Annotated in this window: 11 protein-coding genes; 9 read left to right on the top strand and 2 right to left on the bottom strand. The window is 39.6% G+C overall.

Annotated features, from left to right (window positions below):
• Positions 1-26 precede the first annotated feature (26 nt).
• From pflB to QKW49_RS07565, 3 genes are all read left to right on the top strand, one after another.
• Positions 27-2,255: a formate C-acetyltransferase gene (gene pflB / locus QKW49_RS07575; RefSeq protein ID WP_282866934.1), complete on the top strand. Its 2,229-nt coding sequence runs from the start codon at positions 27-29 to the stop codon at positions 2,253-2,255.
• A 206-nt stretch (positions 2,256-2,461) separates the two neighbouring features.
• A complete protein-coding gene (gene pflA / locus QKW49_RS07570) occupies positions 2,462-3,202 on the top strand; it encodes a pyruvate formate-lyase-activating protein (RefSeq protein ID WP_282866933.1) in 741 nt (246 codons plus the stop codon).
• Positions 3,203-3,607: 405 nt separating this feature from the next.
• Positions 3,608-4,036, top strand: coding sequence for a YkvA family protein (locus tag QKW49_RS07565; RefSeq protein ID WP_282866932.1), 429 nt, complete (start codon positions 3,608-3,610; stop codon positions 4,034-4,036).
• A 16-nt stretch (positions 4,037-4,052) separates the two neighbouring features.
• Here the strand turns inward: QKW49_RS07565 and QKW49_RS07560 are convergent, their stop codons facing one another.
• Positions 4,053-4,937: a LysR family transcriptional regulator gene (locus QKW49_RS07560; protein WP_282866931.1), complete on the bottom strand. Its 885-nt coding sequence runs from the start codon at positions 4,935-4,937 to the stop codon at positions 4,053-4,055.
• Positions 4,938-5,231: 294 nt separating this feature from the next.
• Here QKW49_RS07560 and QKW49_RS07555 point away from each other — a divergent pair, with 294 nt between their 5' ends.
• Complete coding sequence (locus QKW49_RS07555) at positions 5,232-9,011, top strand: phosphoribosylformylglycinamidine synthase (RefSeq protein ID WP_282866930.1); 3,780 nt, start codon at positions 5,232-5,234, stop codon at positions 9,009-9,011.
• A gap of 185 nt (positions 9,012-9,196) precedes the next feature.
• Complete coding sequence (locus QKW49_RS07550; RefSeq protein ID WP_282866929.1) at positions 9,197-9,484, top strand: hypothetical protein; 288 nt, start codon at positions 9,197-9,199, stop codon at positions 9,482-9,484.
• 308 nt (positions 9,485-9,792) lie between these two features.
• On the opposite strand, the gene QKW49_RS07545 is transcribed toward QKW49_RS07550, so the two are convergent.
• A complete protein-coding gene (locus QKW49_RS07545) occupies positions 9,793-10,146 on the bottom strand; it encodes a helix-turn-helix transcriptional regulator (RefSeq protein WP_282866928.1) in 354 nt (117 codons plus the stop codon).
• A 295-nt stretch (positions 10,147-10,441) separates the two neighbouring features.
• Between QKW49_RS07545 and QKW49_RS07540 the strand changes: the two genes are divergently transcribed.
• The 4 genes from QKW49_RS07540 (at position 10,442) to QKW49_RS07525 (ending at position 15,350) form a co-directional block, all read left to right on the top strand.
• Positions 10,442-11,776 (top strand): methyl-accepting chemotaxis protein, encoded by a 1,335-nt coding sequence (locus QKW49_RS07540; protein WP_282866927.1) that lies wholly within the window; start codon positions 10,442-10,444, stop codon positions 11,774-11,776.
• A 113-nt stretch (positions 11,777-11,889) separates the two neighbouring features.
• Complete coding sequence (locus tag QKW49_RS07535) at positions 11,890-12,726, top strand: amidohydrolase family protein (protein WP_282866926.1); 837 nt, start codon at positions 11,890-11,892, stop codon at positions 12,724-12,726.
• Between the two features lie 190 nt (positions 12,727-12,916).
• Positions 12,917-13,738, top strand: coding sequence for a purine-nucleoside phosphorylase (locus QKW49_RS07530; RefSeq protein ID WP_282866925.1), 822 nt, complete (start codon positions 12,917-12,919; stop codon positions 13,736-13,738).
• A gap of 361 nt (positions 13,739-14,099) precedes the next feature.
• Entirely contained in the window at positions 14,100-15,350 is a 1,251-nt protein-coding gene (locus tag QKW49_RS07525) for an adenosylhomocysteinase (protein ID WP_282866923.1), read from the top strand.
• The last annotated feature ends 2 nt before the right edge of the window (positions 15,351-15,352 follow it).

Below are 15,352 nucleotides of genomic sequence, written 5' to 3'. Positions count from 1 at the left end.
AGATCAAGGAATAGGAGTGGAGTGTTATGCATCAGTGGGAAGGATTTAAAACCGGAAATTGGAATTCTGAAATCGATGTTCGGAATTTTATTATAAAGAATATTACCCCATATGAAGGAGATGACAGCTTTCTTGTGGGGCCGAGTGAACGAACCAAGAAGATATGGGATAAGATCACTCAATTGTTGGAAGAGGAAAGGAAGAAAGGCGGTACTTTAGCAGTAGATGTACATACCATATCTACCATTTCCGCTCACAATGCGGGTTATATTGATAAAGAAAACGAGGTAGTAGTCGGGCTGCAAACCGATGAGCCTTTAAAACGCGCCATTATGCCATTCGGTGGGATGAGAATGGTGCAAAAGGGTGTTGAAGCGTTTGGGGGAGAGATAGACCCTGATGCGGTTGAGATTTTCACAAAGTTTAGAAAGACGCATAATGCGGGGGTGTATGATGTGTATACTCCTGAAATGAGAAGAGCTAAGAAAGCAGGTATTATCACGGGTCTGCCCGATGCATACGGCCGGGGAAGAATTATTGGGGATTATCGCAGAGTACCGTTATATGGTGTAAATTTTCTAATCAAGGAAAAAGAAGAAGAAAAAACCATGATGGAATATGATTTCTTTGATGAAAAGGCAACGCGAGAAAGGGAAGAAGTCACTGAACAAATCAAAGCATTGAACGAATTAAAGGAAATGGCAAGCTATTACGGTTTTGATATTTCCAGGCCCGCATCTAACGCGAAAGAAGCGGTACAGTGGCTGTATTTCGCGTATCTTGCGGCGGTGAAGGAGCAAAATGGTGCGGCAATGAGCTTAGGGAGAGTATCAGCTTTTCTGGATATTTATATTGAAAAAGATATTAGAGATGAAAGGCTGACAGAGGAAGAAGCACAAGAATTAATCGACCAATTTGTCATCAAACTAAGAATTGTGAGATTTTTACGTACGCCCGAATATGACAAGCTGTTCAGTGGAGATCCAACTTGGGTTACCGAATGTATCGGAGGGATGAGTCTTGATGGCAAACCGTTGGTTACAAAGACATCCTTCAGATTTTTAAATACTTTATATAATATAGGGCCGGCACCGGAACCCAATATGACTGTCTTATGGTCTGTAAATTTGCCGGAAAATTTTAAGAAGTTCTGTACAAAGGTTTCTATTGATACCAGTTCCATTCAATATGAGAGTGACGATATTATGCGACACCATTACGGAGATGACTATGGAATTGCATGCTGTGTTTCGGCCATGAGATTAGGGAAACAAATGCAGTTCTTCGGTGCAAGGTGTAATCTCGCAAAAGCGCTATTATATGCGATCAATGGCGGAAGAGATGAGATGACAGGCATTCAGGTAGGACCGAAGTTCTATGGAATAAAGTCGGAATATCTTGATTATGATGAAGTGATGGAACGGTTTGATACTACTTTGGATTGGCTGGCAAGATTATATATGAATACGCTGAATTTGATTCATTACATGCATGACAAGTATGCCTATGAAAGAATTCAAATGGCGCTTCATGATAGAGAAATACTAAGAACCATGGCTTGCGGGATTGCCGGTCTATCGGTAGTTGTTGATTCATTAAGCGCAATGAAACATGCAAAAGTAAAAACTATTAGAAATCATGAAGGAATTGTGGTAGACTATGAAGTTGAAGGAGACTACCCTAAATTTGGCAATAATGATGAACGTGTGGATAGTATTGCAACATATGTAGTCAAAATGTTTATGAATAAATTGAGAAAGCAGCGGACGTATAGGGACTCTATGCCTACCCTATCCATTCTGACCATTACGTCCAATGTGGTATATGGAAAAAAGACAGGAAACACGCCGGATGGAAGGAAATCCGGGGAACCGCTTGCGCCGGGTGCCAATCCAATGCATGGCAGAGATATTAAAGGTGCGTTGGCAGTATTGAGCTCTGTTGCGAAGCTTCCATATGAATATGCGCAAGACGGTATTTCCTATACTTTCTCCATTATTCCAAAGGCATTGGGCAAGGATAAAGAAGAAAGGATTAATAACCTGAAAGCGTTATTAGACGGATATTTCAGCAAAGGCGGACATCACATCAATGTAAATGTATTTGAAAGGGAAATGCTGTTGGATGCGATGGAACATCCTGAAAAGTATCCTCAGCTTACCATTAGGGTATCAGGTTATGCAGTGAATTTTATAAAGCTTACAAAGGAACAGCAGTTGGATGTGATTAATAGAACATTCCATCAGAAGATTTAATAAAGTGGGGAGTGAGGAGTGGATAGTGGGGAGTATTTATAATTAAAAAGTAGGGACAATTATAATACTATTATCAAATTATATAAAGATGATTAAGGCATAACTTATTATTAATAATTAATTCGGAGTGAGATAGAAGGTTTTTAGAACTAGGATGTGCTCCCCACTCCTCACTATCCACTCCCCACTAAAAAGAGGTGATTTATATGACTGAACAAATAAAAGGCAGAATTCATTCGGTGGAAACCTTTGGTACCGTAGACGGTCCGGGGATCAGGTTTATTGTATTTATGCAAGGCTGTCCTTTAAGATGTATCTACTGCCATAACAGAGATACATGGGATGCAAAGGGCGGAAAAGAGGTCACTGTTGACCAAATTCTTGAAGAGCTGCAAGGTTATATGGAGTTTATCAAGTTTTCAGGTGGTGGGATTACGGTCACCGGGGGAGAACCGACACTTCAAGCTAAGTTCGTGACCGAGCTGTTTAAACGGTGTAAAGAGATCGGCGTACATACGGCGCTGGATACTTCCGGGTTTGTGGATATCGATAAAGTAGAAGAGCTTTTAAGCTATACCGATTTGATACTTTTAGATATCAAGCAGGCCATTAATGAGAAGCATAAAGTGATTACCGGTGTAAGCAATAGTAAGATACAGACGTTTGCCCGCCACGTTTCTGATAAAGGAATACCTATTTGGATCAGATATGTATTGGTCCCGGGGTATACCGACGGGCAGGATGACCTGACGGCAGCAGCGGACTTCATTGGACAGCTTAATCACGTAGAAAAAATCGATGTGCTTCCATATCATTCAATGGGAGAGTATAAATGGGACAACTTAGGCGAAAAATATATTTTACATGGAGTAGAATCTCCGGGAGCAGAGCAGGTTGAAAATGCAAAAAAGATTCTTGAAAGTAAGATGAAAAAAGATAGTAAATAGGCAATGCTAAGCATATAGCATTCTAAGTTATAGGAAACTGTGAAAAAGTCTGATTCAGCACGAAGAGGAAATCGGACATGGGCGGGGCCCTGGTCTGCTGTCAGGCCTGGTTTTTGGCCGAACTGCGGCCCTGGGCCCCGCCCGTGTCAGATTTCCGAACGATTAAGCACTTTTTCACAACCTCCTATATATCACGCTAACAGTTAAGATTCCGTAGGGGCGGACGACTCTGTCCGCCCGCAGATACAGTAATAGTCCAGCGGGTGGACAGGGTCGTCCACCCCTACGATAATAAAACAGATATATTAAAACAAGAATTATTATATTGGTTAATAATAGCTATAAAGTTTTTATATATAGTCTATACTCATAATAAATTATTGATATAAAATTTAGGAGAATAACATGGAAAAGTTTTCTGATGATATGATTGAAATTATCAAGAGATTACCACAATACACCAAGCTGCTATATAAAGTATTCAGGAGTGCCGGATTAAAGAGAGGGCATAGAATCATGCTATATGGAGCGATAGGCTATGCCATATCTCCTATTGATCTTATTCCCGGGGTGGTTCCTGTGATTGGGCAGTTGGATGATATATTGGTGATTCTAACGGTTTTGTATAAAGTCATCAGTTCATATAAAGAAGATAAGTTTGCAGGGCTGCTGTCAGAGTGTAATCTGACAATAGATATCGTTAAAAACGATATTAGAATGATTAAAAATTATGTAAAACTTATGGGGATTTCCACTGCTAAAATAATCGCCCATGGAATCAAAACTGTAGCGGAAAAAGGTATGCATGCAATTAAAAACAGTCGTATCAATTAAATATTAACAAGTACTGTTACTTATTTATTAGATTATCAATCATAATGGATGCAGCTCTTGAAAGAGGCACATTTTTTACTGTGCATATTCCAAGCTTCCTTAAAGGCAGCTTATATTCAGTATGAATCTCAAACAATTGGTTATGTTGAATGTCTTCTAATGCGCTTTCTCTTAGCACACAGGAAACACCCAGACCGATTTTTGCGAATTCCACCAGAAGGTCAATGTCTTCCAATTCTATTTCCGGGGCAATATCTATTCCTTTTTTGATTAAAAATTCTTCAATATTTCGTCTTGTCGTGCTTCCTTTTTCAAGCATCAACAAGGGATATTCCGAAAGCTCACGTAGTGTGACGGTGCGGTCTTTTAATTCGGAAAACTTATGGCAGGCAACAAAAATATCTTCTACCGATATAAAATTTTTCACTTCAATATTTTTATCGTCCACCGGCAGTGTAGCGATGCCAAAATCCACAAGCCCATGATTCAAAAGTTCAAGAATCTGCGATGATGTTCTATTGATCACCTGTATTTTGATTTTAGGATAATTGTTATTAAACTTCTCAAGATAAGGAATCAAAAAATATTTACAGACAGTATCACTCACTCCAACACGGACTTCACCCGCATCCAGATTCTTCATTTCTGAGAACTTACTCTCTGCACTTCTTATAAAGTTATAGGCCTGTTCAATATGTTTAAATAATAATTCACCTTCCCGGGTCAATGATATTTTACGCTTTTTTCGAAAAAAGAGCTGTTCGCCCAATTTGCTTTCAAGGTTTTTTATCGCTTGACTGACTGCAGACTGCGAGATAAAAAGCTTATCGGCGGCTTCCGAAAAGCTTTGGTGTTTTGCTGCATAGTAAAAAATCTTATATAATTCAAAATTTATATCCATAAGCTCACCTAATATGATATATTATTAATATTAATTTTACTTATTAATCTTAACATATTACAATAGAAATATACAACGGTTAGATAGTGAATAGTGAATAGTGAATAGTGAATATAGATAACCAAATTAAGACTTGAAAAATTACCTAGTTATATATCTTGTAAGTTCTCGTAGGGGCGGATGACTCTGTCCGCCCGGGGATACTTTTAACTTTGATTTTGGTTACCTATAGTGAATAAATAAGGGAATTATAAACATAAGATGAGATGCTTTGGAATAAAAGGAGGAATTAAAATGGCGAATGCGGTAAAAAGGGTGTTTGTTGAAAAGAAAGAGAGCTTCAATGTGGAAGCACAGAGTTTGTATCACGATTTAAAAGATAATCTTGGTATAAAAGGGCTGAAAAATGTCCGTGTGATCAACCGTTATGATGTAGCGGGAATTTGTGAAGAAGAATATCAGGCTGCCCGCAGTACGATTTTTTCTGAGCCGCCTGTTGATAATGTATATGATGAAGAAATTGAGATTCCACAAGGTGCAAGAGTATTTGCGATAGAATATCTTCCGGGTCAATACGACCAGAGAGCGGATTCTGCGGCGCAATGTATACAGATATTGACGCAAGGGGAAAAGCCTCAGGTGAGAACTGCCAGACTGATTGTGCTGGAAGGCGATATTACCGACCAACAGTTTAAAAGCATTAAGGAGTACTGTATCAATCCGGTGGAAGCCCATGAAGCATCTTTAGCAAAACCGGCATCTTTGGATACCGACTTTGCTATTCCCGAGCATGTTGATACGGTGAATGGATTTATAGAGATGGATGAGGAACAACTCGGAAGTTTGCTCAAAGATATGGGATTCGCGATGGATATGGATGATTTGAAATTCTGTCAGCAGTATTTTAGAGATACCGAGAAAAGGGATCCTACCATTACAGAAATGAGAATGATTGATACCTATTGGTCGGATCACTGTAGACATACCACTTTCCTTACAAGGATAGAAGGTGTTGAAATAGAGAAGTCGCGCTATACCGGTGTAATAGAAAATGCTTATAATCAGTATTTGCAGACAAGGAAAGACCTTTACGGTGATAGAAAAAAAGATATGTGTCTGATGGATATCGCGGTCATTGGGATGAAGGAATTAAAAAGCAAGGGAAAACTCGACGATCTGGATGAATCGGATGAAATCAACGCATGCAGTATCGTAGTGAATGTGGATGTGGACGGAGAAGATCAGGAATGGCTGGTGATGTTTAAAAACGAAACCCATAACCATCCTACCGAGATAGAACCCTTTGGGGGAGCGGCAACTTGCCTGGGTGGAGCAATCAGAGATCCATTGTCCGGAAGAACTTACGTTTATCAGGCCATGCGTGTTACCGGCAGCGGCGACCCGAGAACAAAAGTGGAAGATACCATTCCGGGAAAATTACCGCAGAGGAAGATTACTACCGTTTCGGCAGCAGGTTACAGTTCCTATGGAAACCAGATCGGATTGGCTACAGGACAGGTAGCGGAAGTTTATGACGAAGGTTATGTGGCAAAGAGACTTGAAATCGGTGCGGTTGTAGGTGCGGCCCCAAGAAAGAATGTAAGGAGAGAAAAGCCTGCGCCCGGGGATGTCATCATCTTATTGGGCGGTAGAACAGGAAGGGACGGCTGCGGCGGAGCAACCGGTTCATCTAAGGCACATACCGAAGAATCACTGGAAACATGCGGTGCGGAAGTACAAAAAGGGAATCCTCCCGAAGAACGAAAAATACAGAGATTATTCAGGAATCCTGAGGTTACTGCCATGATCAAGAAATGTAATGATTTTGGCGCCGGAGGTATATCGGTAGCCATCGGTGAGCTTGCCGACGGATTGGTAATCAACTTGGATGTTGTTCCTAAAAAATATGAAGGACTGGATGGTACCGAACTTGCGATTTCGGAATCACAGGAGCGTATGGCGATCATCGTTGCTAAAGAGGACGCCAAAGCATTTATTGAGGCTGCCCGCGTAGAAAACCTTGAAGCGGTCGAGGTAGCTGTTGTAACTGAAGAAGAAAGACTAAAAATGACGTGGAAAGGAAATACCATTGTAGATATCGGCAGGGATTTCCTGAATTCCAACGGTGCGCCTAAAACCACCGATGTATTGGTAGAAGCGCCTGCAGTGCAGAAAAATATCTTTGATAGATTGCCGGAGAGCATTGAGCAAGCATTGCCGGATATTGAAAAAGCATGGCTGGAGAATTTGCAGGATTTAAATGTATGCAGCCAAAAAGGATTGGTGGAGAGATTCGACAGTACCATAGGTGCCGGAACAGTACTCATGCCTTTTGGAGGAAAATACCAGCTTACTCCGGCAGAAGGAATGGCGGCAAAGATTCCTGTACTTGAGGGAGAGACCCAATCAGGAACCATCATGGCCTATGGATATAATCCGAAAATCTCTAGATGGAGTCCTTTCCATGGGGCAGTGTATGCGGTGGTTGAAGCGGTTGCAAAGATTACTGCCATGGGAGGAGACTTCAGCAAAGTTCGATTAACCTTGCAGGAATATTTTGAAAGATTAGGGTATGATAAAAGCAAATGGGGCAGACCTTTTAGTGCGCTACTAGGTGCTTATTATGCCCAGACCAAACTGGGGATTCCCGCGATTGGCGGTAAGGATAGTATGTCAGGAACCTTTAAGGATCTGCACGTACCGCCTACCCTTGTAGCCTTTGCGTTGGATGTAGTAAAAGTGGATCATGTAATTTCTCCCGAGTTTAAGAAAGAAGACAGTACAGTGGTGATGGTACCGCTATCCCGGAATGAAAATGAGTTGCCGGATTTTGATCAACTGAGTAAAAACTACGGCATAATCCGGGAATTAATCGGACAAGGGTTGGTTTTATCCGCTCAAACAGTTAGAAGCGGCGGTATTGCTGAAGCCGTCAGCAAAATGTGTTTTGGAAACAGAATCGGTTTCAGCTTTAATGATTCCTTAGATATAAAAGAAATGTTTATGCCTTTATATGGTTCCATTATTATGGAATTAGATAAAAATCAAGATGCAGACAAGTTGTTGAACGGTTTGGATTACAAGGTGATCGGGGGTACGCAGGCAAGAAAATTCATTACTGTGAAAAATACCGATATAGATTTGGAAGCGGCAATACAGAGATGGGAAGTTCCATTGGAAGGTATTTTCCCAACCCGTACACCGGAGGTAGGAGAGCAGCCTAAGCTGCATATATATCAAAACGGAAGCAGGGTAACAGCAAGTTCATCTTTTGCGAAGCCAAGAATATTTATACCGGTTTTCCCCGGTACCAACTGCGAATATGATACGGCAAGAGCTTTTGAAAAAGCAGGGGGAGTGGTAGATACTTTTGTAGTACGGAATCTATCATCAGTAGAAATCGAGTCTTCGTTGAAAGAAATGGTGAATAAGATTAATAACGCCCAGATCATTATGATCCCGGGAGGGTTCAGCGGTGGTGACGAGCCGGACGGTTCAGGTAAATTTATTGCGACAGCTTTCAAAAACCCGGCCGTCAAAGAAGCGGTGATGGAATTGCTTAAGAACAGGGATGGTTTAATGTTGGGGATATGTAACGGATTCCAGGCGTTAATAAAGCTGGGATTGGTACCATACGGTGAAATCAGGGATATTAATGAAGAATCACCTACCCTGACCTTTAATACCATAGGCCGTCACATTTCATGCATGGTGCAAACGAAAGTAGTTTCCAATACTTCGCCTTGGTTTAATAATGTACAGGTCGGTGATATTCACAGCGTTGCCGCATCCCATGGAGAAGGAAGGTTTGTAGCAAGTCCGGAAGTGATGAAAGAGCTCGCGAAGAACGGGCAGATCGCAACGCAGTATGTGGATTTGAAAGGACAACCCACATATGATATCCGTTTTAATCCGAACGGCTCTATGGAAGCTATTGAAGGGATCACAAGTCCTGACGGAAGAGTACTTGGAAAGATGGGGCATTCGGAAAGAATCGGTACCAATGTTGTTAGAAATGTACCGGGTGAAAAAGATCAGAAGCTGTTTGAAGCCGGAGTTAGTTACTTTAAATAAAATGTAAGCATACAAAAAAGTTCTCTTGGAATTCCAAGAGAACTTTTTTCACAATTGCTTATTGGGATATGGGTTCAAAAATTGGATAAATATTGATATCATATGAGCTACTCTTGCTTGGAAATTCGTATATAAAGGTGTCTAATACAAAATCAGAAAATTAATATTTGAGAGGAGAAAATATTATGGAATCAAAAAAAGTTACAATTGATGGAAAAGAAGTAGAGATCAAGCTTCGTAATGTCCAGAAACTTTCCGATGATGATCTGAACCAAGTTCAAGGAGGAGTGATATTACCGGGTTCTCCGGATGATACTACAGTATATCAATTCGTCTGCAAAATCTGCGGCTGGAAAAGCAACTGGTTTACCGACTACACAAAATATGAGTCTAATGAAATCTTAGCTCCTCATATTTCAGAAACATCCCATAACGATTTTAGGTGTGAGGAGTTTGCATTACCCAAAGGTTGATGAACGATTTATGAACAGAATTATTCATGGAATTTTTTGAGGATAGAACATAGCGGCAGCATTTATGTTCTATCCTTTTTTGTCAAAAGTTAATTTTTTTGTACACTTGCCTGTACGATGCGAAACCACTGAAAAGTCCGGTTCAGCATATAGAAGGAGTGAAGCGCGGGGACGGAGCTACTGCTGCACCTGGTTTAGGTGAAGCTGTAGCTCCGTCCCCGTGCTTTGCGACTGATCGACGGAGCACTTTCTCAGCATTCTCGTACAGTGCTTTTAATTTTTATGTAGTTTAATTTGCAGGATTCATTTTAAGCATCATATCTATTTTTTAACTTAATAAACTCTACTAAAAATTCTAAGTCTTTTCTTGAGTATTGTTTGGTTAGAGAAAGGATTTCTTGATAAAGTATATTACATGAATAAGTATTCTCGCAAGCTTTCATATCTTTATCAGAAAAAAGCAAATAGTCCGTACTGACATTAAAAATAACAGAAAGTCTACATAAAGTTTCTAAGCTGATTCCTCTTTGCCCGCGCTCAATGAGCCCCATGTATGAAGAAGATAGATGGCATAGCTCTGCGAGTTTTTCGATAGATAAATTAATCCTTTTGCGTTCTTTACGAATTTTTTTTCCTAAAATATCATAGTCTAATATTTCCATTTCTATCACCTCATAATAACTTTATATAGTTAAAACATATTGTGCCACATACTTAAAGAATTATAATATGATTCTATAAGAATTGACAAAAAAGTTGAAATTACATATAATGTGTATGGAAGTGTAAAAAAAAGTCTTTTGTGGATAAATTTAATATAGTTTTAGCGTGAGTCTAGATGGTAGTAAATAAAATGTGAAGGGATGTGACAAATGTTATTGGTAAGGAGTGTATTTTTGTAGGTTGATTTGTACTAATATAATACTGTCGATTCAAAGAGTAAAGGGGATGGGGAGTTTGCGTGAAAAAAAGAATAGCAAATTAAATTTTGCCACCAATATCACAACTGCTAAGATAGGCATTAAAATTAAAATATTAATAGGTATTATTATTACCTTGCTTATTAGTCCGACCATAGCGCTTTATATTAATAGCGTAATCCAAAAATTTGATTTTATCACCGGAGACTTTTCCGTTTATATTGCTACGGTGATAAATCTGGCAACTGTTTCCATACTGGTATTGATACTATTAGATTATATCGTTTTAAAACCAATGCATCACATTTTACAAATTGTGGATAGATTATCAAATTATAACGTATCTGTTGTTCAAAGCAAAGAAGTGACTAAATATGCACAAAGAAAAGATGAGATAGGAACTGTCTTTAGAGCCCTTATGATAATGCAGCAAAGTTTTTCCAATATTATAAAAAATGTGTCGGGTGATTCACAAGAAGTAAAATCATCTTCAATGGAGCTAACAGAAATCATTCAACAAATTCTGGCTTCTTCTGAAGAAGTAGCGAGAAGCATTGAAGAAATCGCAAAGGGAGCCGATGAACAAGCAAAGCATACCGAAGAGGGAGTCGTACATATTAATGAATTAGGCGGGTTAATAGAAGAAGATCAGCAGTGCGTAAAAGATTTAAATATTTGTACTGATGAGATAGTCACGTTAAAGGACGAAGGCCTAGATGTATTGAAGGACTTGGTAGAAAAGGCCAATAGCAGCAAAAAAGCGTCGAAAGATATTCATGAAATCATTTTAGGCACAAATGAAAGCGCAGAAAAAATAGAAAGTGCAAGTTTGATGATTAAAAATATATCTGATCAAACGAATCTGCTAGCGCTTAACGCGGCAATAGAAGCTGCGAGAGCTGGAGAATCGGGAAAGGGCTTTGCTGTTGTAGCAGAAGAGATACGAAAGTTGGCAGAGCAATCCAATGCCTTTACCGGGGAAATAGCCGCTATTATTCAAGAACTAACCAAGAAAACAGGACATGCTGTAGATATGACCGAGAGTGTAGAACAGATAGTAGCATCTCAGACAGAGAGCGTAAAAAAGACCAGTGAAAGATTTGACGGAATTGCTATTGCCATTGAAAAGATGAAGAATGTTATAGAAATGCTTAATAAATCCGGTGTTGAAATGGACACTAAAAAAGATCGAATGATTGGTATTGTTGAAAATCTTTCTGCTATATCAGAAGAAAATGCTGCCGGAACGCAAGTATCCTCTGCAGCTGTGGAGCAGCAAGCTGCGTCAATGGGAGAGATTGCAAACGCCAGTAAAACGTTATCAAAATTAGCTGAAAAAATGGAGGAGAGCATAAGTAAATTTAAATATTAAGATAAAAATTTTTTGTTATAAATATACAGTGATTTTTGGGTATTTTATGTAGAGTATGTTCAAATAATAATTAATGTATTATGACAGCACTTAATAGTATAGGAGTAATGCAAATGATTGTTGATGAACATATCCATCTGGGAGGACTATTTCAGGATACCGACTATTTTTTTCGGTGCCTGGATAACTGCAATATAGATTTTGTTTTGGCAACACCATATATGTTTGAAGAAAAAAACATACCTAAAGTGTTGAAGATGACGAAGATCCCTCCATGGCTGGCGGGCACAAATCTTGCTATGAACTTGACTTCGAGAGTCATGAGAAATAATAGGTTTAGAAAGAGATATATTGAAAAACCCCCTAACCATTACGTAGCGGAAATGTCTCGAAAGTATCCGGAACGTATCTATGGGGTATATTGGCTCAATCCCAATGCTGACAATGTGAAGGAAACAGAAAAATATCTGAAAAACCATGATTTTGTAGCCGTAAAGCTGCATCAGGTACTATATCCATGTGAGTTAAAAGGGAAAAATCTACAGATTTTTGATGTAGCCGATGAATATAAAGTACCGGTGTTTATACATGTAGATAATATCAATGAAGTCTATACAGTAATGAAGCAAATGGATAAAAAGCCCGACCTAAAGGTAATTATGGCGCATATGAACTATTTTGAAGAAATAGCAGATGAACTAAATGACTATCCAAACATGTATTTTGATATATCTCCTGCCTACGCGCACAGAGATGAGAGAATCGTTGATGCTGTGGGGAAAATCGGAGCAGATAGATTTATCTTCGGGAGTGATGCGCCTTGTCCCGGTGCCCAGAAGTATGCTGTAGATAGAATAAGGAATTTAAAGCTGCCTGAGGAAGATAAAAATAAAATCTTAGGTGAGAATATTATTAATTTGATAAGCAATAGAGTAACACTAAGAAACTAAAAAGCCCTATCGGTTTTGGTTCACAGTTTACGGTTCACAGTTTACAGGAAAAACAAAAACTCTGTGAACCGGAATGATGAATGATTATTTCAGGGTTTTTTAGTTTCTTAGTGTAAACGAAAGATTATATATAAATTTTTGCATCTATATGGTAAAATGTACAGGAAAAGATGCTTGAAGGAGGGACGATATGAAATCTATCGAAAAGATCAAAGAGAGTGCAGCGTATTTAAAAAACAAGTTGAATGTGCAGCCGGATATCGCAATGGTTTTAGGTTCCGGATTAGGCGTGCTGGCAGACGAGATTGAACAAGCGATAGAAATAGATTATGCTGAAATACCGAATTTTCCCGTATCAACCGTTGAAGGCCATGCAGGGAAGCTGGTAGTCGGGAAACTGAATGATAAAATAGTCATGGCAATGAAAGGGAGATTTCATTACTATGAAGGCTATCCGATGGATGAAGTTGTATTCCCAATAAGAGTGATGAAAATGATGGGGATAAATAATTTGCTGGTTACCAATGCGGCGGGTGGCGTTAATAAAGACTATGAACCGGGAGATCTAATGGTTATTAAAGATCATATTAAGTTTTTTTCTGAAAGTCCTTTAAGAGGAAAAAATATAGAGGAATTCGGGCCTCGCTTTAATGACATGTCCAATGCCTACACTGAAGAATTAAGGGAACTTGCCAAGGAAGTTGCCTATGGACTGGACTTGAATCTACGTGAAGGGGTATATTCATTTATGCCGGGTCCCAGTTATGAGACACCTGCTGAAATCAGAATGCTGCAGATTGTCGGTGCGGATGCCGTAGGGATGTCTACTGTTCCCGAAGTCATTACCGCAGCACATGCGGGTATGAAAGTACTGGGAATATCGTGTATTACCAATATGGCAGCAGGTATTTTGAACCAGCCGCTGCATCATCAGGAAGTCATGGAGACTGCCGAAAGAGTGCGGGAAAAATTCCTGATGCTTGTAAAAGCGATTGTGGAGAAGTGGAAATAATGAATAGTATTTTTAGATAAAAAAGACCAAAAGTGTAAAAATATAAAGATACATAAAGTAAAGGGATTAGTGGTACACAGGATATAGCTCACGTATTTTAGATAACCAAAAGTAGAATTGTAATTTTCCAACTTATATATTATGGGAGTTTTGGTAGGGGTGGACGACTCTGTCCACCCGTAGATTATGCAATAATACTTCGGGCAGACACAAGGCCTGCCCCTACAGTTACACGTTTGAATTCGTGTTATCTGGGATTTAGATACAGGATAATTTTAACTTTAGATTTGATTATCGATATTGGGATTCTGTGAACCGTGAACTGTGTAAACCGTGAACCACACCCGAAAGGAGCAAAACGATGAGAGATAGTGTAATTAGAGATATTAATCTTGCTAATAGTGGCAAACAAAAGATTGAATGGGTTAGAAAAAACATGCCTTTATTAAGATATCTGGAAGAAGATTTTGCCAAAAACCAGTATTTTAAAGGTCTGCGGGCAATTGTATGCGTACACCTTGAAGCCAAAACGGCCTATTTGGCAAAAGTATTGGCTGCCGGGGGAGCGGAAGTATCGGTTACCGGAAGTAACCCTCTTTCTACCCAGGACGATGTGGCGGCCGGGCTTGTGGCCGATGGATTAAAAGTATATGCGTGGTATGGCGCGACTGAAGAGGAGTATTTCCAACACCTGAATTATGCGCTGGATATTCGTCCTAATATCGTGATTGACGATGGAGGGGATTTGGTACATTTACTTCATGGTGAAAGGCAGGAATTGCTTGCCGATGTGTACGGGGGATGTGAGGAAACTACCACCGGGGTAATCCGTCTTCGTGCAAGAGCGCAGGAAGGATTGCTCAAATTCCCAATGATCTCCGTAAACGATGCTTACTGCAAATATCTGTTTGACAATAGATACGGAACAGGCCAGTCGGTTTGGGACGGTATTATGAGAACCACCAACCTTATCGTAAGCGGTAAAAATGTTGTGATTATCGGATATGGCTGGTGTGGAAAAGGGTGTGCCATGAGGGCGAAAGGATTAGGTGCCAATGTCATTGTATGTGAGGTAGACCCTATTAAAGCAATTGAAGCAGTCATGGACGGTTTCAGAGTAATGCCTATGAATGAAGCCGCGAAAATCGGAGATTTCTTTATTACTGTTACCGGATGTAACAGAGTAATATATGATGAACATTATAAAGTGATGAAAGATGGCGCTATTTTGGCAAATGCGGGACATTTTGATGTAGAAATCTGTATCCCTGAGTTGGAAGAAATGGCTGTTGAAAAGAAGGAAATGCGAAAAAATATAGTAGGATATAAAATGGCCGATGGCCGATGGATCAATCTATTGGCAGAAGGAAGATTGGTGAATTTGGCTGCGGGAGACGGACATCCCGCGGAAATAATGGATATGAGCTTTGCGCTGCAAGCTTTATCCGCAAAATATATCCTACAGAATTATAAAAGCTTGGAAAAGAAAGTATATGAAGTTCCGGATGAAATTGATAAGTATGTAGCCGAGTTAAAGCTGAAAGGATTAGGTGTCAGCATTGATACATTGACAGAAATACAGAAGAAATATCTATCCAGTTGGGGAGAGTAAGG

The sequence above is a fragment of the Petroclostridium sp. X23 genome, assembly GCF_030013905.1.
GTDB lineage: Bacteria > Bacillota > Clostridia > SK-Y3 > SK-Y3 > X23.
The sequence above is the reverse complement of the archived record's forward strand: the minus strand, read 5'-3'. Positions and strand labels throughout refer to the sequence as shown.

Bases quoted from the DNA above. Each gene is read 5' to 3' on its own strand.
- QKW49_RS07535 (WP_282866926.1), top strand. From the start codon at position 11,890: ATGATTGTTGATGAACATATCCATCTGGGAGGACTATTTCAGGATACC.
- QKW49_RS07525 (WP_282866923.1), top strand. From the start codon at position 14,100: ATGAGAGATAGTGTAATTAGAGATATTAATCTTGCTAATAGTGGCAAA.
- QKW49_RS07550 (WP_282866929.1), top strand. From the start codon at position 9,197: ATGGAATCAAAAAAAGTTACAATTGATGGAAAAGAAGTAGAGATCAAG.
- QKW49_RS07545 (WP_282866928.1), bottom strand. From the start codon at position 10,146: ATGGAAATATTAGACTATGATATTTTAGGAAAAAAAATTCGTAAAGAA.
- QKW49_RS07565 (WP_282866932.1), top strand. From the start codon at position 3,608: ATGGAAAAGTTTTCTGATGATATGATTGAAATTATCAAGAGATTACCA.
- QKW49_RS07560 (WP_282866931.1), bottom strand. From the start codon at position 4,937: ATGGATATAAATTTTGAATTATATAAGATTTTTTACTATGCAGCAAAA.
- pflA (WP_282866933.1), top strand. From the start codon at position 2,462: ATGACTGAACAAATAAAAGGCAGAATTCATTCGGTGGAAACCTTTGGT.
- QKW49_RS07530 (WP_282866925.1), top strand. From the start codon at position 12,917: ATGAAATCTATCGAAAAGATCAAAGAGAGTGCAGCGTATTTAAAAAAC.
- pflB (WP_282866934.1), top strand. From the start codon at position 27: ATGCATCAGTGGGAAGGATTTAAAACCGGAAATTGGAATTCTGAAATC.
- QKW49_RS07555 (WP_282866930.1), top strand. From the start codon at position 5,232: ATGGCGAATGCGGTAAAAAGGGTGTTTGTTGAAAAGAAAGAGAGCTTC.